Raw genomic sequence first — 26755 nt, forward strand, 5'->3', positions numbered from 1 at the left:
AGCGTCTGTGTTATCGATTTCAGGATTGTGTCTTCAAACCAAACACGCGGTCCATGTTGGCGGAGATTTCTTTCAGGCGTTCCAGATCACCGCCGACGACTTCGGCTGCAGCCCAGCCGGTGTACTTGATTTCGGCCAGCGCCTTGCGGACGTCGGCCCAGTCCAGATCGCCTGCGCCGATCTTGGTGAACTTGCCCATTTCGCGTGAGAAGCCTTTCAGGTCCAGCTTGATGATCCGTTTGTTGAGCTGACGAATCCAGTCGCCCATGCTGCCGTATTTCCAGTGATTGCCAATATCGAACTGCATGCCAACCCAGGGAGATTCGAATTCGTCGATGTATTTCACAAACTTGTCCGCGGTCTGATTGTGGTCCCCTTCGTGGTCGTAACAGAACTGGTTCCAGACATTCTCGACGGCAATGGGAACGCCCAGTTCTGCCGCCAGGGGGATTGCTTTTGAAATATTCTCAATCGATCGTTTCCAGATTTCCTCTTCGGGGCCGTCGCTCCCCTTGCCTACTACCAGCAGGACCGTGTTTCCGCCGACCGCATGTGTCTGGCGCAACGCTTCTTTCAGACTCTCCAACGCTTTCGCACGTACTGCCGAATCCGGATCGGTGTGACGCACATTCCAGTGGCTGGAGTTAACAGACCCGTCTACAGGCAGCCCCGTCGCTTTGATGGCAGCGTTCACTTCTTCGACGTTGATGCCCGGCGTATTCAATTCGATGCCGTCAAACCCTGCTTCCTTCGCCAGCGCGAACTTTTCTTCCAGCGACTTACCCGCTTTGACCATCCCGATCTTCAGCGTCTTATACAGGCGCCCTTTAAGATAACCATCCTGGCTCGCTGCGCCCTGAGCAACAAACGGAGAAGAAGCAGCAGCGGCAGCCGCTAACAGCATAAAATGACGACGAGAAAGTGAATCCGATGTGAGCATGTCAACTCCTTGATGTCTGGACGTGTGGCGGACAATTTCCGTTTGGTTATTTCAATTCAATAAGTCACAAGTATCCATCTTGACGATATTGTAACATTCTTTACTAAAACATGGCACTCAGAATGCAGCCGGTTTTCACGCCGGAGCCTAAAATTCCTGAGGGGAGATTTTGCCTGTTGGATATCCCAATGCTGCCTTCTCCGGCCTCAATCATATTCACAATGAAAGCGTAAGATTCTCTCGATCGATATTACGTAAACCTGCTCGGTTTTCCCAGACAATCTGAACGTCATAAATGATTTACAGGGTACCCATTGATAATCTATAGTTACACTGATCGCTTTAGATTGCATTATTGTCTGTCTCTCAATAGTTCGTCAGAGCAGTATTGACGACGCATTTGCTGGAGAGACTTTTTCGCGAAGCAGATGCGACACTGAAATACAACCAGTAGCAGGAATATGGCAGGATGAACACCAAACCCGACCACGATGAACGCATGGCAAAACTGACGTTTGCTGAAGTGTATCCACACTATGTGACAAAGGTCGAAAAGAAAGACCGGACCAAAGCGGAATTGCATCAGGTCATCACCTGGCTGACGGGCTTCAATGAAAAGACGATGCAGAAACACATCAAAGACAAAACCACGTTTCAACAATTTTTTCAGAAAGCGAAATTAAATCCCAATGCACACCTGATTACAGGGGTGATTTGCGGCTATCGGATAGAAGAGATTGAGAATCCACTCACGCAGCAGGTCAGGTACCTCGATAAGCTGGTCGACGAACTGGCAAAAGGGCGGAAGATGGAAAAAATATTGAGAACAGAATAACAATCAACGGGAAGCCCTGTTAGCCAGGAGAGATTATGACAGTCAAACGCATGGACAACGTCGGCATCGTGGTGGAAGACCTCGACGCCGCGATTGAATTCTTCGCCGAACTGGGTCTCGAACTTGAGGGACGTGCCCCCATCGAAGGAGACTGGGCAGATGGCGTCACGGGATTGCGTAACATGCGCGTTGAGATCGCCATGCTGCGTACCCCGGACGGCCACAGCCGTCTCGAGCTCTCCCGCTTCCTTGCCCCGCCTGTGGTCGTCGATCACCGCAGCGCTCCGGTGAACGCAAGCATGTCAGTCAGAATGTCTGCTGTTTTCTGACTGTTGTTTTGAATGGGATTGATGAGTCACGAGACAAAGATGAAGACTTCCCTACTTCAATTCACCCAGACATTCTTATTATAAAATCAATATTTAACAGACAAATCCTCCCGTATGTCTGATCAGATTCAGTACTTCAGTGCACTTTAACAGTTGTATCTAAAACTTGACCAGCAAAATCACAGTGAGTCTCTCATGTTAAGATGTATCGCATCTGTGGTCGTTTTCGCAGCCCTGGGTTCAGGGTCCAGCTCCCAGGCAGATGACTTTCACCCCCGCAAACTGGAACCGGTAGAAACGGAACTGGTGGATCTCATCCAGAAGATGTATGCAGAATACGACAACTACTATACTCAGGCTGAGAAAATCAAAGACAAACAGCAGCGAGACAAATATTTTGCAGACCATGATCCGGCCACGAAATATGTTCCTCTGCTTACCGAATTTGAACGTACTCATCACGGCACACACGCCGGCCTGATGGCAGTGCGTAAATTAATTCATCTAGGTGGTGGAGGGGGGGAATTCGAGAACGCCCGCGATGTCGGTCGGCGACAAACTTTGCAAGTTCTCAAAGACTACGGCCAGACCCGTGAGTTTCCTGAAATCATTCGCTCTCTTGATACCGGAAACTTCGAACCGCAAGTCGAAGTCACCTTGAATCAGATCATCAAAGATCCGCAGGTATCAGAGGATAATCGCCTGTATGCCAGTTTTGTGTTAGCGCGCCTGTCTTTGAAGTTAAGAAACTGGCAGCAGAGCTGGGAACGTCGACTCAAGGAACTGCAGAATGGAAGCGATGTATCTTATCCTAGAGAAAAAGAATCTCTTTTGAGCTGGAAGGCATTGGCCAAGTCAGAAAATAAGCTGGACGAGGTCGAACAGGAAGCAATCCAGATTCTCGAAACGCTGAGTTCCAGTAATTCGGAAGTGCGCCAACCAGGTGTTACCAACATCGATGACAATTGGCATATCATTGAATTCGATTCTGAAAAGACGAAATCAAAGCCGACGCTGAAAGAAATGGCAGCGGGCCTGCTGTTTAAAGAACGTCACTTAAAGGAAGGCCAACCAGCTCCCGATTTGAAACTTAAACTCGTATCCGGCGAAAACTGGTCGCTCGCAGACCAGTTGGGAAAAACGGTGATCATCCAGTTTTCATTCAAAGGCTGTGGTCCCTGTGAAGCAATGTACCCCGACCTTCGGGAACTTGCGGCAAAACACAATGAGAAGCTGACCATTCTCAGCATCATGGCAGATGAAAAGCAAGAGGACACCACTGATGCCGTTAAATCGGGAAAGATAACATGGAACGTGTATTGGGACGACTTCGGAGGTCCCGTCGCCACCCAATGGGCCGTAACGGGTTTTCCAACAGTTTACGTGATAGGGCCGGATGGGAAGATTGTGACCTATCGTCTCCGAGGTGAGAAACTGAAAGCAAAAATCGCCGAATTGACACGATGCTAATTGGGTGATCCAGATGTCAGCAAAAAAACGACTCGGCATTGTATTGGTCGCCGCTGGTCTCTGCGTGATCTGGAGATCCTCGATTGCAGTACCGTTTGAAGCGGAACCCCTTCATTGTTCAAGACGTTGCAATGTGGCCCCATTTGTGACATAGTCGGCGCAGGAATACTTTCTTACCAGATTCTTCTTGCGTGGGATGTGAGTTCATGGTTTGGCTTTTCGTTTCAATCATCGTGTTTATCGCCTTGTCCGGTTTGATGGCCGCGGTTGATGCAGCTGTTCTGAGCGTTTCGCATCCGGAGATTGATGAACTGATTCAACGTGGCAAATACGGTGCGAGACGACTGCGGAAAGTAAAGCAGAAACTGACTCATTCCCTGGCCGTGATCGTGATTCTCACTAATCTGATCAATGTACTCGGGCCGATTCTCGTCAGCCAGCAGGCATTCAGACTTTACGGAGCACAGGTCCTGGTTCCCATCACGATTGTGCTTATGCTCGGAACGATCGTGTTCTCGGAAGTCATTCCCAAAGCTCTGGGATCACATTATGCACCGCAATTGGCACGGTGGTCAGCCCCCGTAATTCGCACACTGGGAATCGTCATCTATCCACTCAGTGTTACGCTTGCCTGGTTTTCAGACAAGGTGAAACGGGGACAAAGGAGAATCGGAACAGAAACACAGATCCGCGCGCTCGTCAAACTGGGTCAAAAAGGGGGCCACATCGAACCGACCGAAGGCCACATGATCTTCCGGACCTTTCGCCTCAATGATCGAACGGCTCAAGACATCATGACACCGCTAGGAAAGGTCGCTTCCATTCCTGCATCAGCCACGGTCAACGAAGCGGCAGAGATCATTCGCACGAATGCGTTTTCGCGCTACCCGGTATTCCGAAAATCCCCTGACGATATTCAGGGCATGCTGATCGCCCGCGATGTATTGAGGTCGCTTGCCGATGGTGAGGGAGAGACATCCGTCACCGCGATCATGCTCGCGCCGTTTGTCGTTAACGCCGAAACGCACGCTGACGAACTGTTGCTGGAGTTCCGCACACGCCACCAGCATCTGGCCGTCGTTCAGCAAAGGGCTCAAACAATCGGCATTGTGACATTGGAAGACGTCCTGGAAGAAATCGTAGGTGAAATTGAAGATGAGAAGGATGTGGTAGCGAGACAGTAATGCCGAAAGGGTCTGTTTTGAATTGAAGCTGCTACATCTTAGTCGACCGCCAAATAGATCAGAGATTACTCGATATTCGTTCTTTCCATCTGATGGGGATACATCGACTGGCACCGATTACTTACACGACGAATATTACATATATCTATCGATTGACACACTTAAGACTGCTCGGTCGTCTCTGAATCATTCTGTTGTGAACTCAAATCCAGATAGCTTACTATTGATTAGAGACAAAAATCCTGATAGCATGCGATAGAAGCAAATTCTGTCTATCAATGATTATACGCCCCAGTCGATCATATGAATCTCCCTGCAAAGTCCATAGTACTTGGAACGCTCCTTGGTGGTGCCGTCGGCGACGCGATTGGGGCGCCTTTCGAGGGACTGTGGACCGACTCAATTCCATCGGCTGACTCTTTGGCTGCCTCTTTCCATGAGTATCACGGTTATCCGAATGGACAATACACCGACGACACTCAACTGACGCTTGCGACGATTCAGTCTATCATTGAGCAAGATGACATCATTGTTGCTGATGTTGCCCGTCATATCGCGGAGCTATGGCGGCATCATTCTGTCATCGGTCCCGGCGGTGCCTGTACCCAGGCCGCCGAGCGGTACCTTGCCACCGGTGACCATCGCAACATGGGGGCCCCAGTTGGTCAAGCTGGCAATGGCACCGCAATGCGTACCGCTGCACTGGGGCTATGGTTCGACAGTGACGAGTCACTGATTCCGGTGGTCGCTGAAGTCTCGCGTATCACACATCAGGATTCACGAAGCGTCGCCGGGGGTATCGTAATCGCTATGGCAGCAAATCTACTGTCTTCAGACAGCGACATCGTTCCACACTCTTTCTGCAGGAGACTTGCGGACTCTTGCCGTGACATCAATTCCGAGATGGCTGACCTGCTCCAACGATTGCCGAATTACCTCAATGATGAAGGTGTGATGGATTTCATCGCCCATGCCGGGCAACGCACACCGGAATTCGATAAACCGATCATCACGCCATTCATCATTCCAACGGTATTGGCCTCAATCTATAGCATCCTTGCTCAACCGGATTCATGGGTCGGAGCTGTCACTTTCGCCGTACGCCTAGGCGGCGATGTCGATACGCTGGGTGCCATCGTGGGCGCACTGGCTGGTGCACGGCACGGCATTGATACGATACCGCAGAATCTGATTGACTGCTTGCAGGATGCAAGAGACATTCAAGTGCTGGCAACCCGATACCATTTGGCAATTCACGCTCAAGCAGGAGAATCCGGCAGATAACCATTGCGTAAACCCGAGTTGCAGCATACCCATTCCCTGAACCCTGACTCTCTCATCAAAACGGGTTATGGGTTATGCTGATTGTCTTACTCGTCCGGTCGCCAAAACCGACTGCAATTGGCATCCACTCCAACGTCGCTATTAAGTTTGAAATTTACAACAGCACACCTGCTACTGCTCGAGAAAACTGACTTTACCGGAGTCCATGTTATAAATGCCGCCGATGATTTTGATCTCGCCCTTGGCTTCCATTTCTTTCAACACCGGGCTGTTCATACGGATGCGGTCGATGGTACCTAAGACGTTCTGCTTGGTGACCATTTCGACGAATTTCACATTCTGGCTCGTTTTGTCGCCATCGTAGTCTTTAAAATGGTCGATGGCTGGCTTGATGTTGGTCAGCATCGCTGTGATGTTACCCAGTTTGGCCCCGTCGATGGCTCCTCGGATAGCGCCACAATGTTCGTGCCCCAGAACAAAGACCAGCTTCGCTCCAGATAAATTACAGGCGAACTCCATGCTGCCCAGGATATCGGTATTTTCAAAGTTGCCGGCGACCCGCGCGACGAAGATGTCGCCGATGCCACGATCAAAAACATCCTCAACCGGAATTCGTGAATCCACGCAGGAAAGAATGATCGCTTTGGGATACTGGCCGAGAGACGACTCACGAACCTGTTTGGAATGATCGCGTTCTGTCAGTGTTCCTGCGACAAAACGTTGATTTCCTTCTTTGAGCAGCGTAATGACCTGATCCGGAGTCAGCGCGTCTTGCTCTGCTTGTGTTAAAACACGATTTACCAGCGGTTTGACATCGGCTTCCGTTTCGGAACCTTCAGTGTCCCCTTTCTTGTCCACAGCGACCGTAGCCGCCGGTTGATTCTGTGCGCATCCCGCCACAATCATCACAAACAGACAACAGGTCAGCAGCAGATTTGAATTCATTTTGATCATCTTGGTTTTTCCTTATGGCATCTCATTTATCGTGGCGGTCAGTCTATCTAGAGCGCATCAAATTTAACCATAGCGTCTCTCAATCTAGTATACTCGGTCCAAATGGCCCTGGAGACGCTACAGTAAAACTGGACACAGTCTATCTGTTGGGAACTCTACCTCACAACAGGAAGTCGCGTAGTAAACAGACACTGAATATGAGTAAATATCTTTAATCCGATCCCGAACGAAGAGCACAGGCACTACAGATGGACCCGATCTGCTTCCCTCAGTAAACTTCTACCTAGCTTGACAAATTCAGACATGCATACCCACTATGAACCATTGTTTGAGCAGAAAACCAGTTGAGAGATCGAAATGGAACAGGAAGGAACCCGCATGCGAAAGACCATCTATGCGCTCGCCACGATGGATACCAAAGCTGATGAACTCTGCTTTGTAGCGGATTCCATTCGTAATGCAGGGCTCGACGTCGTGCTGGTTGACTTGAGTACCCGCGGCCATTCGGACCAGACCGACATTTCTGCGCAGTCGATTCTCGCGTCACATCCCGACGGTCCCGATCTGTTGCTCAAACATACCGACAGGGGACAGGCGGTAACTGCGATGGCAGCAGCGCTGCGAGCCTGGCTGCCCGATCAGATCAATAAAAAACAGGTGGCTGGTGTGATCGCGATTGGCGGGAGCGGGGGTACTGCAATTGTCGCGTCCGCGTTTCAGGCACTGCCCATCGGCTTTCCCAAGTTGATTGTCTCAACGGTCGCCAGCGGAAACACACAGCCTTATGTGGGACACAGTGACATCACAATGATGTATTCGGTCGTCGATGTCGCGGGGCTCAACTCGGTATCGCGGCGGGTACTGAGTAACTCAGCCCATGCAATCGCAGGGATGGCGATTCACTCACAAGAAATCACAGAAGAACGGCCTGCCCTTGGCATGACAATGTTTGGCGTCACGACTCCCTGTGTCGACATGGTACGCGAGAACCTGGAAAAAAAAGGCTTCGATCCCCTGGTCTTTCACGCGACCGGCACGGGAGGTCAGGCGATGGAGAAACTGGTCGCCGATGGTCTGATTCGCGGCGTACTGGATATCACAACGACCGAAGTGGCCGACGAAGTCGTGGGAGGTATCATGCCCGGCGGTCCCCAGCGGTTCGATACGATCATCAAATGCGGCATCCCCTACGTGTTGAGTCTGGGAGCCCTCGATATGGTCAACTTCGGTGCCCCTGAGACTGTTCCGGAACGGTTTGCCGACCGCCAGTTTCTCGTACACAATCCACAAGTCACGCTGATGCGGACGACTGCGGAAGAGAATCGACAGTTTGCAAAATGGATTGCTGCTAAAATCAACCGATCAATCGCTCCCGTCGAAATGCTGATTCCCGAACAGGGAGTTTCCATGCTGGATAAACAGGGAGAACCCTTCTATGATCCGGAGGCTGACCAGTGTCTGTTCGAGACTCTGGAACAGGAAATCCAGCAGACCGACGAACGACGCATTACCCGTCATGCTAGCCACATCAACGACGCTGCGTTTGCAGCAGCACTGGTCGCAGCATTCGAACGGGTGAGCGGAAATCAATTCCAATAGAGATACGAAACACGAGGAAACAGCTCATGCCGGAATCCAGACAGGCCATTCTCAAGCGACTGCGTATGAAAATCGCGGCGGGGAAACCAATCATCGGCGGCGGCGCGGGCACCGGTCTGAGTGCCAAATGCGAAGAGGCAGGTGGCATCGACCTGATAGTGATCTACAATTCAGGCCGTTATCGTATGGCTGGTCGCGGATCACTCGCGGGACTGATGCCCTACGGCAACGCGAATGAAATTGTCAAAGAGCTGGGACGTGAAGTCCTGCCCGTCGTGGAAAAAACTCCCGTACTGGCAGGTGTCTGTGGCACCGACCCGTTCCTGCTGCGTGATCTGTTCCTGCAGGAATTGCAGGCGATGGGCTTTGCCGGCATACAAAACTTCCCCACTGTAGGGTTAATTGACGGGCAGTTCCGGGCCAATCTGGAAGAGACCGGCATGGGCTTCGATCTGGAAATTGACTGCATCCGCGCAGCACACGATCTCGATCTAATCACCACTCCTTACGCCTTCGACGCAGAACAGGCACGCCTGCTGACGGCCGCCGGTGCAGATATCATCGTTGCTCACATGGGACTGACGACCGGCGGATCCATCGGCGCCGCAACTGGCAAAACGCTGGATGATTCGGTGGACGCGATTCGACAGATGATTGACGCCGCGAAAAACGAGCGGGACGATGTGCTGCTGCTCTGTCATGGCGGCCCGATTGCGATGCCCGACGATGCTCAGTATATTTTCGACCGTGTGCCAGGCATTGACGGATTCTACGGCGCCAGTTCCATGGAACGTCTTCCCACCGAAATCGCTGTGACCGCACAGGTTCGTCAGTTCGGAGAACTTTCCCTGTCAAAGACGTAACCGCGTCTCCTCGATCCTTAACTACCTGACCACAGGAATTCAAAATGTATCGCTTAACCGTACTGTATGGACATCCGGATGACCCCGCTGAATTTGATCGCTATTATCACGAAGTTCACGTTCCGCTGGCGAAACAAATGAAAGGCTTAACCGGCTGGACCATCGGAAAATGCATCTCTGCCGAAGCAGGCAGTCCTCCGCCATATTACCTGATTGCCAGTCTGTATGCGGAATCGGCAGCCGGGATGCAGGCGGTTCTGGAAAGCCCGGAAGGCCAGGCCACCATCGCGGATGTCTCGAACTTTGCCACCGGCGGAGTGATGTTTATGTATGATGAGGAAGAGGTTTTGATTCCCCTTCATTTGCAGGGATCTTGAGACCGAATATTCCTGCCCCTGTTGCATTCTCACTTTAATTGTCCTTATAGTGAATTGATCTCATTTGATCATTCATCCCCTCAACAAGGTCACTACAAGATGAAGTCATTCGTGAAACACACTCGTCCGATTATGATGCCCCCCTGCCTGCTTTTCATACTGTTTCTGCAAACAGCTGCATTTGCCGGCGAGCGACCGAATATCGTTTATATACTTGCCGATGATCTCGGCTATGGGGATGTGAGTTGCTATAACGCAGAATCGAAAATCAAAACGCCGCACATCGATCGTCTGGCATCGGAAGGGATGAAGTTTACCGACGCCCATACGCCCTCGGCTGTCTGTACGCCGACCCGATACGGGATTCTGACAGGACGTTACTGCTGGCGAACCCGTTTGAAATATCGCGTGCTGGACGGCTTCGATCCGCCACTCATCGAGCAGGATCAGGTCACCGTACCTTCGCTGCTGAAAAAAGCGGGTTACGATACGGCCTGCGTGGGTAAATGGCACCTGGGGATGCAGTGGACCGACAAAAACGGACAGCCTGTCCCTGCGGTTCCCATTGATCGTCGACAGCGTCCTCGTGTGGGTGATGATGTTGATTATACCAAGACGGTCACAGGTGGACCATTGGCGAACGGCTTTGACTTTTATTTCGGCATCTCGGCCTCATTAAATATGTCCCCGTTTTGTTTTATCAAAAATGATCGGCCCGTCGTACTGCCCACGATTCCCAGTGAGCGGATTCAGACCGAGTTCCTGTCGGTTGATCAGGGAATGCGTTCACCCGATTTTACGATCCGAAGTGTAATGCCCACTCTGACGGGAGAAGCCGTCAAATACATTGAACGGCACGGGAAAGAGACTCCTGAGCGCCCCTTCTTTCTGTATTTCCCGCTGACCGCTCCCCATCTACCACTGGTGCCCAACGACGAATTCAAAGGCAAAAGCCCCGCCGGAGAGTATGGCGATTTTGTCCTCGAAGTTGATGCGACCGTCGGAGCGATCATGGAAGCCCTGCAGCGATCCGGCGTCGCAGAGAACACACTGTTCATCTTCACTTCTGACAACGGCGGTCTGTATCACTGGTGGACGCCTCAGGAAACCGATGACCTCAAACATTACAAACCCAATCACCGCGGGCAATATGTCAAAGATCGTGGCCATCAGGGCAACGCTCATCTGCGTGGCACGAAAGCCGACATCTGGGAAGGCGGGCATCGCGTGCCTTTCATCGTCCGCTGGCCCGAGCATACTCCCACGGATTCTACCAGCGATGAACTGGTAGAACTCACCGATCTACTGGCGACCTGCGCCGCAATCACAGATACAAAGCTGCCTGCCGGAGCCGGACCAGACAGCGTCAATATTCTGCCCGCGCTGCTTGGTGAGAAAAGCGATAAGCCACTCCGTGATTATGCCATTCACCATTCATTATGGGGTCATTTCTCCGTGCGACAGGGACCGTGGAAAATGGTTCCCAAACGGGGTTCTGGTGGTTTTACCCGCGCACGCGAAGTCAAGCCGGCGGAAGGTGAACCAACGGGACAGCTTTACAACCTGGAACAGGATCCCTCAGAAATGAAGAACGTCTGGAACGACCACCCCGAGATCGTGCAGCGACTTTCAGCCATATTGGAAAAAGTTCAAAAACAGGATCAGTAAGATAACCAGAATCTATTACTGAATCGCTCCATTGAATAAGGGATACAGGACATTCTTAGTTCATATGGATTTTCAATACTAAAGCCCTTATCTATGGTTTTGCCGGGTTTATCGTTTTTTTGTTGCTGCCAAATTCAGTGACAGTCGAGAGTTGTTGGCAATCATCTTCGCAACTCTGTCTGCAAGGCTGTTTGATCTGTTTCTGTGTTTCACCAACGATGAACTAGACAGTGTCCAGTTTAGAGATCCAGATTAACTGGGATACCAGATTATATACTGGAACGGACACCATGATTCTGGCAGAATAGGTTGAGAGCAGGTGACCACAGCGATCTTCAGTAAACTCACTTTCAGCTATCAGTCAGGTACCACCGCGATGCAGCAACTATCTTTGAGATTCATTTGGCTTCCCTGGTTCCCGATATTGCTCATCGGATTATTTTATTCACCCGCAGTTACTGCGAAGCCGCCCAATATTTTGTTGATTGTTTCTGAAGATAATGGTCCGGAACTGGGCTGTTATGGCGATCCCTATGCCCGGACGCCGCACCTGGATCAACTGGCTGAAAAAGGAGTCCGATTCGAAAATGCGTTTGTGCCTTATTCGGTCTGCTCGCCTTCACGAGCCTGTTTTCTGACCGGGAAGTATCCTCATCAGAACGGGCAGATCGGTCTGGCGACACATAAATTTGCCTTGTATTCAAAGGAGACTCCCAATTTTGTCACGCTGCTCAAGAAACAGGGTTATCACACGGGCCTGATCGGAAAACTGCATGTGAACCCCGAAACAGCGTTTCCCTTTGACTATCGTGCTATCCGTGCGGCGAATTTTAATCGCCGGGAACCGGTGACCGCCTATGCGAGCCACGCCGCGAAATTCTTTACACAGGCGAAAGACCAGCCTTGGTTCTTATCCGTCAACTTTCCCGATGCGCATCTGCCTTTCATTAAAAAAGTTAATGGACGACCAGCACAACCGCTGTCTGCCGACGATGTGAAACCGTTGCCCTGGGTCGGGGTAAGTACACCGCGCCTGCGGGAACAGGTAGCCAACTATTACAACTGTCTGGCTCGACTTGATACCGGAGTTGGTTTACTGCTGAATGAACTCGATCAAGCGGGAGAAACCGAGAACACACTCATATTCTATATCGGCGATCATGGAGCCCAGTTTCCGCGTGGCAAAGGAAGCGTGTATGAAGGAGGACTTCGCGTCCCGTTGATCGTCTCCTGGCGGGGCAATACACAACCGGGACTGGTGCGAAAGGAACTGACTTCGACCCTGGACTTGCTGCCGACAGCCCTCGCGGCTGCGGGAATGCAGATTCCAGAAGATCTGCCAGGGCGAGATTTGAAACCATTGTTCACAGACGAACGTGTGACGAACTGGCGCGAGTACATTTTCGGATTCACCACCGGCTCTTTTCCGCGGAACTGTTACATTCAACATTCACTCCGCGATACGCGCTTTAAACTGATTTCTAATCCACGGCCGGGAACCGACAATCTGATCGCCGACAGCTACCTCGATCAATCGCATCCCCATTTCGTCATCTCCGGTGCGACCGCTGCCGACCAGAAAACGATTTCACCACAAGTCAAACAGGCATTTACACGCTGGTCACAACCACCACGCTATGAACTATATGACCTGCAGCAGGATCCCTATGAATGGAATAACCTGGCAGATGATCCCATGTTCGCTGCGACAAAATCGCGACTGATCAACACATTGACCGATTGGCAGCAGCAGACCCGCGACCCGTTTCTCGACCCGGTGAATCTCGAAGCATTCGTCAAGGAACAACTTGACCACCGCGATATGAAATACCGTAAGCAGAAGGATTTTCGCTGGTCCTATCTCGATTCTTTTGCCAACTGGCGGGCGGAGGAGTAATTCTGGTACCCGGATATTAAAACCAATTCAAGACCGTTCGGTTGATGACTAGACTCTAGACTGTGTCCAGCTTTACTGTAGCGTCTCCAGGGCTATTTGGACTGAGTATAATAGATTGTGAGACGCTATGGTTAAATGTGATGCGCTCTAGACACGTAATTCAACGCGGAATCTGATATCCTTTATTCGCTGCGATTAGGTATCAACGCGTGGTCTTCAAATAATTCAACATTAAGCAATAAGTAAAAGGCGTTTCAGATGTCAGATAAAGTTGCAGTCATAACAGCGGCGGGAAGCGGAATGGGGGCTGCGATTGCTCGAAAACTCGCTGAACGGGAATTTAAAGTTGTGATCCTCTCTTCCTCAGGTCGCGGTGAAGCGCTGGCTGAAGAACTGGGCGGTATTGGTGTTACAGGCTCAAATCAAAACCCGAATGATCTAAAACGACTCATAGAGACTGCCGTAGATTCCTTTGGCGGAATTGATGTGGTCGTTAACAGCGCTGGACATGGTCCTAAAGGACAGATTCTCGAAATCAGTGATGACGACTGGCATCAGGCGCTGGATGTGTATTTTCTCAATGTCGTGCGCATCGCGCGGCTGGTCACTCCGATCCTGCAGTCCCGTGGAGGGGGGCCGATCGTCAATATATCCACATTTGCAGCATTCGAACCGGATCCACTGTTCCCCACCTCAGGCGCGTTTCGTGCCAGTCTCGCCGCGTTTACCAAGCTGTTTGCTGATCAATACGCGTCTGACAATATTCGCATGAATAATATTCTTCCTGGATTTATTGACAGCCTGCCCGAAACGGAAGACCGGCGGCGGCGCATCCCGATGGGACGCTATGGAACGATGGACGAAATCTCGGAAACCGTGGCCTTTCTGGTTTCAGACGGTGCCAAATACATCACCGGCCAAAATCTCCGCATTGATGGCGGCTTGACTCGGTCGGTATGACAGTTCGAACTGTCTCATTCAGGATCTGTTTCAAGTTGATCTCATTGCAAAATTTGAAAAATCCCACACAGTTAGATTTACTGGCAGTCGGAGCCAGAGCGGAGGGATTTCGCATGGTCGATCGTCTGCAACAGGAATGGCGTGAGGGAACAAATCGTTTTGAGCAGGCTGGCGAAATGTTATTGCTGGCAGTGCAGAACCAGCGCGTTGTGGGTGTATGTGGTCTGAACCGTGATCCGTACAGTGACAACGACCGCGTGGGTCGAGTCAGACGATTATATGTCTCAGTAGACAGTCGACGCAGAGGAATCGGACGCCTGCTTGTCACAGAAATTCAGAACCACTGCCAGGGTGTGTTCGATCAACTGCGCCTGCGTGCTGACACTCCGGAAGCCGATGCCTTTTATCATTCCCTGGGTTTCCATCGTATTAAAGGCGATCCTGAATGTACCCATTTGCGAGAAATTTGTCTGTGATCGTTTTTGTAGAGCCACAAGACACTTTAGAATGATAAGCAATGCATATTGAAGAAAAAATAGAACACGATATCGATCCTCAACTTTACCTGGAATCATCAAAGACTGTATCAGTAGAAAGCAGCAACACATGTCGTTGTTTAACTTCAATACCCTGATCTGCGGCATAGGCGGACTCGCGGGGCTGTTTATCGCTCTTAAATGGAGTGACAGTTGCGAAGTGGCGCTGACTGCCGCAATCGGGTCAGCAATGCTGATTGACCTCATCATGCGTCTCACCAACGATGAAGTCACCGACCAGATGCTCAACCCCGAGGCGGGAGGATTTATCAGAATCCCGGTCGGCGGACCACTGAAATTCATTCCCGTCTGGGTGATCTGCATCAGTCTCCTGATTCTGGTCGGGCTGGTTTACTTTCAGATTATTTAGCTTTTGTTGCAGTGATTCGAATTCTATCGATCTCAAAAAGGGTCTCTTCACAGTCCCACACTATAATTTCGCCACATCTCTGAAAAAACGTTAAATTCTCATCTTTTTTTGTGTGATTCCATTCAGGTCCGGATACTACATTGATAGAGAAAGGATCAGCATGGACCTGACACAACTTATTGAACTCTATCGTGGACCGCTGGTAGGCCTGATCGCTGCCTGGGGGGCTCCCTGGAACGACGCTGCGGAAATTGCCCAGGACAGCTTTGCCGAGGCGTACCTGAGTCGAGAATCCTGTCGCGGACTCTGGTCGGAGCCTGAGGTTTTTGGGCCCTGGCTGAGTGGTGTGGCCCGCAACCGCTATCGCAACTGGGCCCGCAGTCGCAAACGACGTCGAAACCATGTTGTGTCTGTGGAAGCCACGACCCTCGAATCGGTCGCCGCTCCTGCTGATCCGGAACCAGCGCCCCAACTGGAAAAACTACGCAGCGCCATTGATCAACTGCCTCTCAAACAGCGTCAGGTGGTGCTGATGCATTATCTGGAAGAGACCAGCATCAAAGAAGTTGCAGTGTTGCTGTCGCTCAGAGAAAAGACGGTAGAAGGCCGCCTCTATCAGGCACGCAAGGCTTTGCGTCGGATGCTCGACGGGAAAGTTTCCACGACTCAAATTGGAAGGATGTTGCTATGTCTGTAGAACTTGTTTCCGAAACCGATTTGAGAGCAGCACTTCGTCCCCATCAAGTTGACGCAGCCGAATTCAAAGCCGGCATCCGCGCCCGAATCGAAGCGGGTGTGGTACCACTCCAGCATGAATCTCAGAAATTAGATGACCCACTACTGACAGTCGCCGCCACATTCATTCCCTGGCCATTGATCACCAGCGGTAAGATTGCCGGCGGAGGGGTCAAGCTCTCGTCACTAACGCTGGCGCAGAAGCTGCTGGGTTATGCGGCGCTCCCCGCGATCAGCTTATTTCTATTAGTCGGGGCAACTTTTTTCAGTACCAGAAAAATTCACAAAGTACAGCAAGAGAATCAATCTGACATCAGCGATGCCAGGGAAATCCAGGCAGCCGTTCGGCAATGGTGGAGATCCCACAGGTTCGCTGCGATCATGGTATTTGCAGCCGTCCTCATCCTGCCGATGATCGGAGCGACGTGGCTTCTCTTCCTGATTCTGCTGGCTTCCTTCGGCTTATTGCTGTATTTCCTCTCCAGCTTTGCCCGACACGGGATCGGTAATCGACTGCTGATCGCACAGTCCTGTCTGTCAGGCTTAATCTTACTTAGTATGACAATGCAGAATACTTATGGAGCCCTAAGCGGGATTCATTTCGTCGATCAAAAACTGATCGCCGCAGTCCTTCTTTCAGGCACCTTGATCCTGCTACCGATTGTGATCACCAGTATGGCACGCATGGGAGGGAGAACGGCATTCGAGTCTAAACAGAAATCCCCTCATTGGCTCGTTATTCTCTGTACGTTTCTTATCCCTAATGTCCTCTTACTGATTGTTCTTTCCCCGTTTCGCAAACCGGTCTATAACCAGCCTGCTATTTTTGGCGGCTATGGCTGGTTGATTTTTGCGATCATGATTGCCGTTCAAGTTTCTGCTGTGATTTGGGCGATTCTTCGTCGTTTCAGAAAAGCACCTGTTGCGCAACACGTGGCACGTCCTGAATGGATACCGGGAGTACTCTATGTCTGCATCACCGTTCCGTTACTGCTGTGGCTCACCAATCAGATCTGGTGGCCCGCCACACCAGCACGAATTTTGCACTACGTGGAAGCATTTGAGCAAGGACCTTACCCCTCGATTACTTTTCGTAACTGGGAGATCCCGGCGCGCTGGACGATCGAACAAGGACTTCATCCAGATTTGTCCCGCGCCCGCAAAGTATTAGACTACGAAATCGCCACTGATCAAGATCTTTTAGCCTTTATTCTGGGCAGTGCGTTCCGGGTAGGACTCGTGCGCCCCGACCAGATTGATACACTTCCCGATCTGGAAGAAGAACGACGATCACTACTGCCTGAAGCCAACTCACGAAAACCACGTAGAATCTATGGCCTGAATCAGAACGCCTGGGTCTTCTATGCCCTGGCTAATAGTAATCAACTCTCATCTGAGCATCGGGACTTTCTAGAGCAGCGGTTACTGGTCACTCTTGAAAACCCTGTCGTCAAAACGTCCGATATGCTGGAGACTGCCCTCCGCGTGACACAGTTATTAGAGGTGATCGACCGCCCCATCGACCGTGAGAAATACCGCAAGCAAGTCCATCAGTGGCTACGCGAGTTTCACAGCACACAGACCCACTCTTTCCAGATCGCTGGAGGATTCGAAAAGAATCAAGGCGTGTCAGCATCAATGCTGGCAACTTCAGATGCGGTCGAACTGATGCAGATCTATGGTATTCCCGAGGGGCTCGATTTAAACTGGGTCCGATCTTACCTGCGTCCGCTCAATTTCCGACCTTCCAGCGATAAATGGATCGCCGCGGTGACGCTCGATCGCCTGAATCGTCTGCCCGGAGTGACTCAACCGACGTTATTCGAATGGCTCTACTACGAACGCAGCCTGCTCGCGGCAATGCTGCTGGTCGCTTTGTGTCTCTATGCGACTCTGTCGTCCCCCCTGCCTCGTAAAGATAATTCTGGTACCAGGGAAGATTCTGCGTTAGGATGAAGCTGCTGATCCTATATTCATTTCGGGGTTACCGTTATGCTCGTACAATTCGCGCGATTCTTCTTACTCCTGGTCGTCGTCGGAATCCCTTCCAACACCGCTTCGACTGTAGCGCAGACTGCTCCTGCAGTGGGTACCAGTCTCATCCAGCCATGCCAGTTTGGAGCACAACTACAAGGAGAAGAAGCCTTGATTGTGGTCCCCGAAAACCGGACCGCTACCAGCAGTCGTAACATCACTGTGCATTATTTTCGGTTCCCCGCCCGAAAGCCCACCGGGCAGCCACCGGTTTTCTTCCTGCCCGGCGGACCGGGAGAAGCAGTGACGGCCAAACAGATTACAGCAGGATTACAGCAGAAACATTATAACAAATATGCTGAGATGCTCGCCTTCAACCAGACGCGTGATGTTGTCATTGTGAATCAGCGTGGGAACAGCCATGTGCCGGGAATTCACCAACTGCCTGAACTGTGTTTTGCGCAACCGGGTCAACGCCTGGAAGCATTGTCATTTGACAAGGCAGGCGCACGCTTGAAGGCAGGTTTACAAAATTCGATTCTCACTTGCCAGAAACTGCAGTTCGATCTCCGGGGATATGATATTCTGCATCTGGTTGAAGACGTCGATGCGATTCGGCGTTCCTGCGGTTACAAACAGATTGCCTTGCGTGGCAGCAGTTTTGGATCGCAGTGGGCACTGGCCTACCTGAAGCAGCATCCCGAACAGGTCGAACGCATGATGCTGTCGGGGGTAGAACCGCTCAATCATACCTATGACAGTGCCAACGGGATCTGGAACGTCTTCCAGCGAGTCGAAAACGAACTCCGAGCCTCCGGAACGATCAAACTGCCAGAAGCAGGATTACTGGGCGCTTTAAAGACCGTGCTGACACGGCTGGAGAATCAGCCGGTACGCGTGCGCGGCAAACACCCGCGTCGAGGTGGAACAACTGAGGTTGTCATCGGCGTCGATGACGTTCGCTATTATCTGACGAAACCGATACTGAATTCACGCGTCCATTCCCGCAGCATGCTCGAATTGTGGCCCAAAATGGTACTGGAACTTTATCACCAGGATTACCAGTACCTGGCAGCAAAGATTATCGATGATCGACCTGAAGTGATGCGTTACAACCTGCTACTGACATTGATCGATAACAGCCTGGGAATTACCGACAAACGATTACACGAGCTGAAACAGGAAGAAGCCCGCCGCTGGCTGGGAGATATCAACTGGTTCTATACAGCGACACGGAAAGTGACTCCCACACCTGTGGTAAATGATGCATTTCGTCAGTTTGAAACCTGTCAGACGCCAGTCCTGCTCATACATGGTACTCTGGATCTAGCGACGCCTGTGGAGAATGCGGAAGAGTTATTGAAGTACTTTCCGCGCGGACATCTGATTAAGGTCAAAGGGGGAACCCATGCAGCCAGTCAATACGCAGCAAGTGTCGATCCCCGGTTCCTGGAATACCTCACTGACTTCTTCAACGAAGCAAATCCGACAGACGCCTTTCAACATATCCCTGCTGAAATCACTTTACCGCCGCTTCAATTTCGAGAAACGGGAGATCCCACCCTGTTCACCCAACTGATTGAAAGCCCCCGGTAAAAACTTCATAAAATGGACCACTTGCTGTTGCAGAACAGCTCTTCCCCAGGAATTCTTCAAACATACTTGAGCGCATCACATTGAACCATAGCGTCTCTCAATCAATGAAACTCGGTCCAAATAACTCTGGAGACGCTACAGTTAAACTGGACACAGTCCAGTTGCCGCAAACGACAATCAGGGCATTCGTGGTTTCAAAGCTTTATTCGTCCCTTTTTCGACGGGATACTGAGCATCGTGTTGTTCCATACTGGCAATCAAAGCACGCATCAGCCGTTTGAGTTTCTTCGGTTCCGATTGTGCGAGGTTGTTCTGCTCAAACGGATCTTCAGCCAGATTATAGAGCTGGTAGTGTGAGTTTTCAGAATCTTTTGAAGGCACATAATGATAAATCACTTTCCAGTCACCGTTGCGATACGTGGTGAAGTAATTGCTGCGGTGTGGTGAATGAGGATAGTGCATCAGAAACTCTTCGGGCCGCGATTGGTCCGCCTGGCCTAGCAACAGTTTGTTGAGGCGTTTTCCGTCTACTTTGTATTTCGCAGGAGCTTTGACGTCGGTGATATCTAAAATGGTGGGAAACAGATCCTGCACGGCAGCAACCTGCGGTTGAATCACATCGGCGGGAATCGGCAGCTGTTTCTGAAACCGATTGTTGGGATTCGGTTTGGCCCAGGCGGCGATGAAGGGCACACGCATGCCCCCTTCGTAGTGGGCCCCTTTTTTGCCGCGCAGTGGTGCAGCACAGGCTACATCGTGCTGATGTCCCAACGGTGCATCCGAGCCGTTATCTCCCAGGAAAAAGATCAGCGTATTTTCGGCGACACCCAACGCATCGAGCTGATTCATAATATCGCCCAGCGATTTGTCCATGCCTTCAATTAACGTCGCGAAAGCTTGTGCATTTTTGGGCTTGCCCGAGTCCTTGTAATGCTCGGCGAAGCGGGGATCGGAATCAAAGGGGGCATGCACCGCGTACTGTGCCATATAAAGGTAAAACGGTTTGCCTGTTTTAACAGCAGACGCCAGAGCAGCATTGGCTTCAATTGTGATTGCTTCCGTTAGAAAGATATCAGTGCCATGGTATTTTTCCAGATGAGGCACCGCATGATGGGCCCGCCTGGTACCCAGACCAAATTTCTGCATGCCATAGTAACTGCCCGGTGCCCCAAACGAGGCGCCTGCGATGTTGACGTCGAATCCAAGATTGAGCGGCTCCGCTCCTGGAAATCCGTCAGCACCAAAGTGCCCTTTCCCTACATGAATCGTGTGGTAGCCTGCTTTTTGCAACAGGCGCGCCAACGTGACATCGTCTTTCTTCAAGCCTTCCCAGTTCCAGTCGGGCGGCCCCTGCGGTCCTGCATTATTTTTTCTGGGATTGATCCAGTTTGTCGCATGGTGCCGGGCGGCATTCTGACCGGTCATAATTGAAATGCGTGTCGGCGAGCAGACACTCATGGCATAGAAATGATTGAAGCGGATTCCCTGCTGCGCCAGCCGTTCCATACTGGGTGTAATATAATGATCGTTCAACGGATAACGCTTTGGTTTTCCCGCGGCGTCGGTCAAAAAGGGAACCGAAGTATCCATGATGCCCATGTCATCCACCAGAAAGACCACGATATTCGGATGCGCCTGCGTTTCGTTTTGAAAATTCGCAGCTTGCACAGAGGCAGCCAACAGAAACGGAATCAGACAGATAACAGCAACTCGTTGAAAAACGCGTGAGAAATGTTGACTCATGATGTGATGCACTTCCTTTAACCGAGATCGCTAAGTTAAAACAGGATTCAAACCGAAGCCGGTCTGCTTTCAATTGAATATAACAAGCCGAACATGGACATGTCTAATGCAGCCGGAAAAGTTCTCCCTTCCTTAAAGATGTTAACCAAAGTCAAGACACTGCTTCTCTTTAATCAAATCCGCGGCACGGCTTTCGGACTCTGTTCCACGACGAATTTCATAAAATGTTTTTTTTGCATTTGACAAAGATGTTTTACTCGAGTAAATTCACTCCAGTAAACGACAAACACAATCAGGAGACACGGATGAATTCGAAACAACTGGGGCGTGTGCAACTGCAGATCATGCAGGTCCTCTGGGATCGGGGCCGCGCTAATGCGCGTGAGATTACCGATGCGCTCAACGAAAAGAGTGAAATCGCACATAGCACCGTACAGACACTGCTGCGACAACTGGAAGTCAAGCAAGCGATCGCACACGATGTCGAGGAACGCACGTTTGTGTTTTATCCTCTGATCAAAGAAAACAAAGTCACGCGGCAGGCCACGCGCGAACTGATTAATAAGATCTTCGACGGCTCCGCTGCCGGCCTGGTCGCGTATCTGATCGAAAATGAGAAAATCCCCAAGTCGGAATTACAGCGGCTTCGCAAACTGATCAACGACGAGTCATAACGAGGTACTTCACCACGGCAGGAGATCTACTCATGTTTGATACACTGATTGCTGATTTTGCTGTTCACATTCTGCTTCAATCTTTGGTTCTGATTACGATCGGCCTGCTCGCTGTGCGTGTCTGTGGACGACATAAACCGGCCGTCCAGTCGACCATCCTGCGAGTCACACTGATCGCCGTCCTGTTCTGCCCACTCGCCTCTCTGACATTGAGCAAAGTCGGCATCACCGGCTACGCTTTGCTGCCTGCCTGGGAATCAGATCAGATCGTGCAATCAGATAGTCCCACGATTCTCCAACTTACAAATTCGCTGCCGCCTGTTGCTGATGAAAATACAGTGAGACGGATCAAGGATCCAAACGGGATAGCTGATACGAATCGTCTTCCCGGAACGGACTTTGATTCGACGAGTCTACCCCACACCGGGAATCCGGAGACCGGACTGACTGCCCAAACCGTTCCAAAAGAGGAGTCATTTTCAGATCCAGTGACTTCAAATCGTTCTCTACCAGTCGTGGGTTGGATCGTCTCTTTGATCTGGGTCACCGGTGCTGGATTTTTTCTGACAAAACTCCTGCTGGCATGTCATCAGGTTTCCCAACTGTGTCGCAACAGTCAACCAGCAGAGGCTGCCGTTCAGGAACTCTGCCGGAAGACGTCAAAAACACTGAGTTTAAATCCGCCGCAGGTCAAAATCGCGGCCTCTGTCCATTCTCCCTGCCTCATTGGTATCTGGAATCCTGTGATTCTCCTGCCCGAACAGAAAACATTAACAGAGCCCGTCTTGCGCGATATCTTCCTGCACGAGTTGGCACATCTGGCCCGCCGTGATTGTCTGTTTCATCTGTTGGCCCGCATCGCGACTGCGATTCTGTTCTTTCAACCGCTGGTCTGGCGGCTGTCACGTCGTCTGGAACTCATCGCCGATGATCTCTGCGATGATTATGTCATCCATTTTGGGTCCTGTCGCAAGAGTTATGCGAACACGCTCGTCGATTTTGCAGAACAACTTACAGCCCCAGCATTGGCTACGGACCCCAGTCTGGCGATGGTCTCGCTGCGATCTTCATTGAGCCGCCGCATTCTACGGATTATGGATTCATCGCGTTCTCCGACGCTCCGGCTGCCTGCGAGATGGGTTGTTTTGATCGCGGTAATGGGAATCACCGTCACGGCCAGTGCGGCTCTGATTGTGAATGCCAGAACCAGCGCTTCTGAAGAGAAAATAACTTCCAGATCACAAATAGACCAGGATCAACCAACTGCGGTGACCCCGAAAGCAGCGGGATTACGGCTGCGAGGACGTGTCGTCAATCCGGATGGTCAGCCGGTCAAAGCTACCACGATCGGATTAGTAAGTACAGGCAGGGATCAACGCAAGCAGATTAAGCTTGCATCCACGAATGATCAGGGCAAGTTTGATTTCTCTATTCCCGCTTCGAGTGAGCTTTATGATTCGATGAACAACGGAGGAATGTTGATCGCCCAGGCTGAGGGTTATGGCCCGGCGGTAGAAAGCGTCTATCAGTTTGAGACCTCTGGCGAAATGCGCAAAACCCTGCTGGATAAACTTGCGAATTCTCACACTCCTCCTGGATTTCTGAACCAGGCCCGGAAACGGATCCACAATGCTACGTCCACCTTCCAACTGGTCGCCGACGACACGCCCCTGACGGGCCGCGTTGTCAATATAGAAGGGCAGCCGGTGGCAGGGGCCAGTCTGCGGGTGACCCAGTTGAACTCTACAGAGACAGGATCGCTCGACGAGTGGGAAAAAGCAGCAGAGAAGTCAGGAGCTGACTTTTATGAGATACGAATGCTACTGACCGAGAGTCTCGGCAATGATGTTGGCGGTGCGACGCTGGAATACATTCCCACTGTAATGACCGACCGGAATGGGCGGTTCACATTGAAAGGCCTGGGACGCGAACGTATCGTCAAACTCCTGATTTCCGGTCCGGGAATCGCCACTAGCTACGTCTATACCCGAACCCGCAAAGGAAAAATCATTGAAGTCCCTATGCAGGCCAGCAATCCCTGGAGGGAGAAAATGGTCTATCATCCGAGTGAATTCACGCATGTGGCTGGACCGTCTCACCCTGTGTCCGGCGTGGTTCGGGATACGAAGACACACCAACCGGTACCTGGTGTCACACTGCAAAGCTATCGGCTGGCCGGGCATCGTACATCAGGCTGGTCTGAGGGGCTGGTCCAGACAGTCACCGATGACCAGGGTCGCTATCGCCTGGAAGGCTTACCGATCGGCAAAAATGAAGTTATCTGTCTAAATCCCAAGAATCAGCCTTATCTCCTCTCCAAGTTTGTCGCAGAGACCAGCGCAGGAATTCCAGTTCTGAAAAAAGATGTGGACCTAACACGGGGAATCTGGGTAGAAGGTCGTGCCTATGACAAGGCCTCCGGTAAACCAGTACGAGGGGGGCGCGTCCACTACTTTGCATTCAATGACAATCCTTTCCTGCAACCGGTTAAAAAGAGTTTAGCGCATCTCACAACCCACTACAAACTCCAATCCGACGGCACCTATCGCATTCCTGCTCTTCCGGGGCCTGGTATTGTGGCGGTGATGGCCGACGATCACGAGCAATACCAGCGAGGCAAGGGCGCGGAGAATATCAAAGGCAAAAAATATCAACAGATGAACGCCTTTTATACAGTGCCTTATCTGTTGATCGTTTCAAACTTTCACTTCATGGCGGAAGTCAATCCCGCGGAAGACGCGAAATCAGTTCAGCTCGACTTCCCGTTCGACTCGGGACGAACGTTGCAGATAAAAGTGATAACGCAGGACGGCAAAGCGGTTCAGAATGGAAATTACGTTGGACTGATGGAAGAATTTCCGAGTTGGCATGGCTTCAGCAATGGACAGCTGGAAATCAGGGGGTATCGCCCTGAACAACCACGGCGAGTGCAAGCCATCGATCCGGAACGCAAGCAGGTCGGCTATCTATTAATCGATGAGAAAGATCCGTCTGATTTGAAAATCACCCTGGAACCCTGGGCTGAAATCACCGGTCGTCTCGTTGACGAATTCGGCATTCCCCAAGCCAATATCATGCTTTCCGACTCCTTCTCGGTGTTAAAAAACGATCCGAACGTCGCATTGTTGCCTCCCAATCCTGAACAAAAATCGGGGGGATCAACTAAATATGTCACAGATAAAAACGGAAGGTTCATGATCAGAGGCTTGATCCCCGGAATTAAATACAGTGCTTATGCCAGAGAACTACGTAAAAACGGCACCAGTTTCTCACTGGGCGATCTTGTGAACGGGGATCCTCTCCAACCGGGTGAAGTACGTGACCTCGGAGACATCCAATTCAATCCCGCGGGAGCCGAGTGATGGAACTTTTCATTCAGGCAGCGAAGCCTGATCATTCAATCCGCTGGCGTGAGTATCGACCGACTAAAAAAACGCCATGGAATCTGCGGCGTGTGGTCCACCTGCATCGGCGGGCCGGGTTTGCGGCAACGTGGAATGAGCTCCAACGTGATCTGCAGGAAGGCCCCCAGTCGAGCATTGACCGCATGTTAAACGGAACGACGCGCGAGAAAACATATTTTGATGATTTCGAACGTATGTCTGCCAGCATCGCGAAGGCCGCCGTTCGATCAAATCAGCCTGATCGCCTGAAAGCGTGGTGGCTGTTTCGGATGCTGTTCACGACCGATCCATTAACGGAAAAACTGACGCTGCTCTGGCACAATCATTTTGCCACCAGTAATCAAAAATTGGAAGACCTGTCACTGATGAGACAGCAAAACGATCTGTTCCGCAGCCTGGCACGGGCGCCGTTTGGCAAACTGCTCACCGCGGTCCTGCACGACCCGGCGATGCTGCTCTGGCTGGATGCGCCCTCCAATCACAAAGGGCGCCCCAACGAAAACCTGGCACGCGAATTAATGGAACTGTTTACGCTGGGTATCGGCAACTACAACGAAACCGATGTCAAAGCAGCAGCCAGGGCGCTGACCGGCTGGACAGTGATCGATGACCGGTTCTCATTTCGTGCAGCACAACACGATGCCGGTCAAAAGACAATTCTTAATCAACGCCGTGCCTGGAAAGGTGACGAACTCGTTGAATTACTGTTGGACCAACGTGCCACCGCAGAGCGTCTGGCAGGACGCTTATGCCAACTTTTTCTCGGCGAAGGAGTCGCGCAGTCGGAAGACATCAAGGCTCTGGCCGAAGGGCTGCAGGCACACGATCTGGATATCGAGTGGGGAACAGAAACCATTCTGCGGAGTGAACTTTTCTTTGCCGACCAGAATATTCGTCAGAGTGTGGCAGGGCCGGCTGAGTTGATCATCGGCGCGACGCGCGCTTTGGAACTGGTTGATCCGCCACCGCAAACCATGATTCTGGCAGACTGGATGCGCAAACTGGGCCAGGATCTGTTTTATCCCCCCAATGTCGGCGGCTGGAACGGCGGCAGAGACTGGTTGAGAACCAGTGCCCTCATCAGCAGGACCAACTTCGCCGCGGGACTTGCTCGCGGCCAGTTTTCCGCAACGCAGACACCTCCGGACTGGTCCGGCTTTGCCGCAAAACAGAGACGCTCCAGTACTCCCGAAGATTTCGTGGCGTTTCTGGCTGAGTTACTGTTTGGTGGTGAACCCGCTCCCGGCTGGATCGAAGGCATCGCTAAACGCATTTCGTCAAATTCCCATTCTCGCGATGAGGTGCTGCAACAGGCCGTCGCTAACATACTCGCATCACCCGAGGCACAACTCAACTGAAGGAG

General features: G+C 51.4%; 21 protein-coding genes and 1 pseudogene. 19 read left to right on the forward strand and 3 right to left on the reverse strand.

From position 1 onward, the window contains the following. Positions 1-19: 19 nt before the first annotated feature. Positions 20-940, reverse strand: coding sequence for a sugar phosphate isomerase/epimerase family protein (locus Pan161_RS18655; RefSeq protein WP_232103306.1), 921 nt, complete (start codon positions 938-940; stop codon positions 20-22). Between the two features lie 469 nt (positions 941-1409). Between Pan161_RS18655 and Pan161_RS18660 the strand changes: the two genes are divergently transcribed. The 5 genes and pseudogenes from Pan161_RS18660 (at position 1410) to Pan161_RS18680 (ending at position 6042) form a co-directional block, all read left to right on the forward strand. Beyond that, on the forward strand, positions 1410-1775 hold the full coding sequence (locus tag Pan161_RS18660) for a DUF2200 domain-containing protein (protein ID WP_145229684.1): 366 nt from the start codon (positions 1410-1412) through the stop codon (positions 1773-1775). Positions 1776-1810: 35 nt separating this feature from the next. Then, positions 1811-2071 (forward strand): annotated as a pseudogene (locus Pan161_RS18665) (VOC family protein); the annotation flags it as partial. Between the two features lie 228 nt (positions 2072-2299). Continuing rightward, a complete protein-coding gene (locus Pan161_RS18670; protein WP_145229686.1) occupies positions 2300-3574 on the forward strand; it encodes a TlpA family protein disulfide reductase in 1275 nt (424 codons plus the stop codon). A 206-nt stretch (positions 3575-3780) separates the two neighbouring features. Continuing rightward, positions 3781-4758: a hemolysin family protein gene (locus tag Pan161_RS18675; protein WP_145229688.1), complete on the forward strand. Its 978-nt coding sequence runs from the start codon at positions 3781-3783 to the stop codon at positions 4756-4758. A 303-nt stretch (positions 4759-5061) separates the two neighbouring features. Then, positions 5062-6042 carry an ADP-ribosylglycohydrolase family protein gene (locus Pan161_RS18680; protein WP_145229690.1) on the forward strand — a complete coding sequence of 327 codons (981 nt, stop codon included), beginning with the start codon at positions 5062-5064 and terminating at the stop codon, positions 6040-6042. A gap of 171 nt (positions 6043-6213) precedes the next feature. On the opposite strand, the gene Pan161_RS18685 is transcribed toward Pan161_RS18680, so the two are convergent. Next, a complete protein-coding gene (locus tag Pan161_RS18685; RefSeq protein ID WP_145229692.1) occupies positions 6214-6996 on the reverse strand; it encodes a carbonic anhydrase family protein in 783 nt (260 codons plus the stop codon). A gap of 378 nt (positions 6997-7374) precedes the next feature. On the opposite strand from Pan161_RS18685, the gene Pan161_RS18690 reads away from it, so the two are divergent. From Pan161_RS18690 to Pan161_RS18740, 11 genes are all read left to right on the forward strand, one after another. Then, on the forward strand, positions 7375-8595 hold the full coding sequence (locus tag Pan161_RS18690) for a Tm-1-like ATP-binding domain-containing protein (protein ID WP_197995402.1): 1221 nt from the start codon (positions 7375-7377) through the stop codon (positions 8593-8595). A gap of 26 nt (positions 8596-8621) precedes the next feature. Continuing rightward, positions 8622-9458 carry a phosphoenolpyruvate hydrolase family protein gene (locus Pan161_RS18695; RefSeq protein WP_145229696.1) on the forward strand — a complete coding sequence of 279 codons (837 nt, stop codon included), beginning with the start codon at positions 8622-8624 and terminating at the stop codon, positions 9456-9458. Between the two features lie 44 nt (positions 9459-9502). Continuing rightward, the gene (locus tag Pan161_RS18700) at positions 9503-9835 is read left to right on the forward strand and encodes an EthD family reductase (RefSeq protein WP_145229698.1); all 333 of its coding nucleotides are present in this window, start codon (positions 9503-9505) and stop codon (positions 9833-9835) included. A 111-nt stretch (positions 9836-9946) separates the two neighbouring features. Then, a complete protein-coding gene (locus tag Pan161_RS18705) occupies positions 9947-11503 on the forward strand; it encodes a sulfatase family protein (protein ID WP_197995403.1) in 1557 nt (518 codons plus the stop codon). A gap of 376 nt (positions 11504-11879) precedes the next feature. Then, positions 11880-13400 (forward strand): sulfatase family protein, encoded by a 1521-nt coding sequence (locus tag Pan161_RS18710; protein ID WP_145229700.1) that lies wholly within the window; start codon positions 11880-11882, stop codon positions 13398-13400. A 258-nt stretch (positions 13401-13658) separates the two neighbouring features. Continuing rightward, positions 13659-14360 carry an SDR family oxidoreductase gene (locus tag Pan161_RS18715; RefSeq protein WP_145229702.1) on the forward strand — a complete coding sequence of 234 codons (702 nt, stop codon included), beginning with the start codon at positions 13659-13661 and terminating at the stop codon, positions 14358-14360. Positions 14361-14395: 35 nt separating this feature from the next. Beyond that, positions 14396-14836: a GNAT family N-acetyltransferase gene (locus Pan161_RS18720; RefSeq protein WP_197995404.1), complete on the forward strand. Its 441-nt coding sequence runs from the start codon at positions 14396-14398 to the stop codon at positions 14834-14836. A 130-nt stretch (positions 14837-14966) separates the two neighbouring features. Further along, a complete protein-coding gene (locus Pan161_RS18725) occupies positions 14967-15266 on the forward strand; it encodes a hypothetical protein (protein WP_145229706.1) in 300 nt (99 codons plus the stop codon). A gap of 160 nt (positions 15267-15426) precedes the next feature. Next, on the forward strand, positions 15427-15963 hold the full coding sequence (locus Pan161_RS18730) for an RNA polymerase sigma factor (protein WP_145229708.1): 537 nt from the start codon (positions 15427-15429) through the stop codon (positions 15961-15963). Continuing rightward, positions 15954-17957, forward strand: a complete 2004-nt coding sequence (locus Pan161_RS18735) for a hypothetical protein (RefSeq protein ID WP_145229710.1) — start codon at positions 15954-15956, stop codon at positions 17955-17957. The genes Pan161_RS18730 and Pan161_RS18735 overlap by 10 nt, the downstream gene beginning before the upstream one ends. 36 nt (positions 17958-17993) lie before the next feature. Then, the gene (locus Pan161_RS18740; protein WP_145229712.1) at positions 17994-19571 is read left to right on the forward strand and encodes an alpha/beta hydrolase; all 1578 of its coding nucleotides are present in this window, start codon (positions 17994-17996) and stop codon (positions 19569-19571) included. 177 nt (positions 19572-19748) lie between these two features. Here the strand turns inward: Pan161_RS18740 and Pan161_RS18745 are convergent, their stop codons facing one another. Then, a complete protein-coding gene (locus tag Pan161_RS18745; protein ID WP_145229714.1) occupies positions 19749-21314 on the reverse strand; it encodes a sulfatase in 1566 nt (521 codons plus the stop codon). A gap of 305 nt (positions 21315-21619) precedes the next feature. Between Pan161_RS18745 and Pan161_RS18750 the strand changes: the two genes are divergently transcribed. The 3 genes from Pan161_RS18750 to Pan161_RS18760 are packed head-to-tail and all read left to right on the forward strand — an operon-like array spanning position 21620 to position 26750. After that, positions 21620-21988: a BlaI/MecI/CopY family transcriptional regulator gene (locus Pan161_RS18750; RefSeq protein WP_145229716.1), complete on the forward strand. Its 369-nt coding sequence runs from the start codon at positions 21620-21622 to the stop codon at positions 21986-21988. Between the two features lie 32 nt (positions 21989-22020). Beyond that, entirely contained in the window at positions 22021-25350 is a 3330-nt protein-coding gene (locus Pan161_RS18755; RefSeq protein WP_145229718.1) for a M56 family metallopeptidase, read from the forward strand. Next, a complete protein-coding gene (locus Pan161_RS18760) occupies positions 25350-26750 on the forward strand; it encodes a DUF1800 domain-containing protein (protein WP_145229721.1) in 1401 nt (466 codons plus the stop codon). Before Pan161_RS18755 ends, Pan161_RS18760 begins: the two co-directional genes overlap by 1 nt. The last annotated feature ends 5 nt before the right edge of the window (positions 26751-26755 follow it).

The organism is Gimesia algae, from assembly GCF_007746795.1.
Classification (GTDB): domain Bacteria; phylum Planctomycetota; class Planctomycetia; order Planctomycetales; family Planctomycetaceae; genus Gimesia; species Gimesia algae.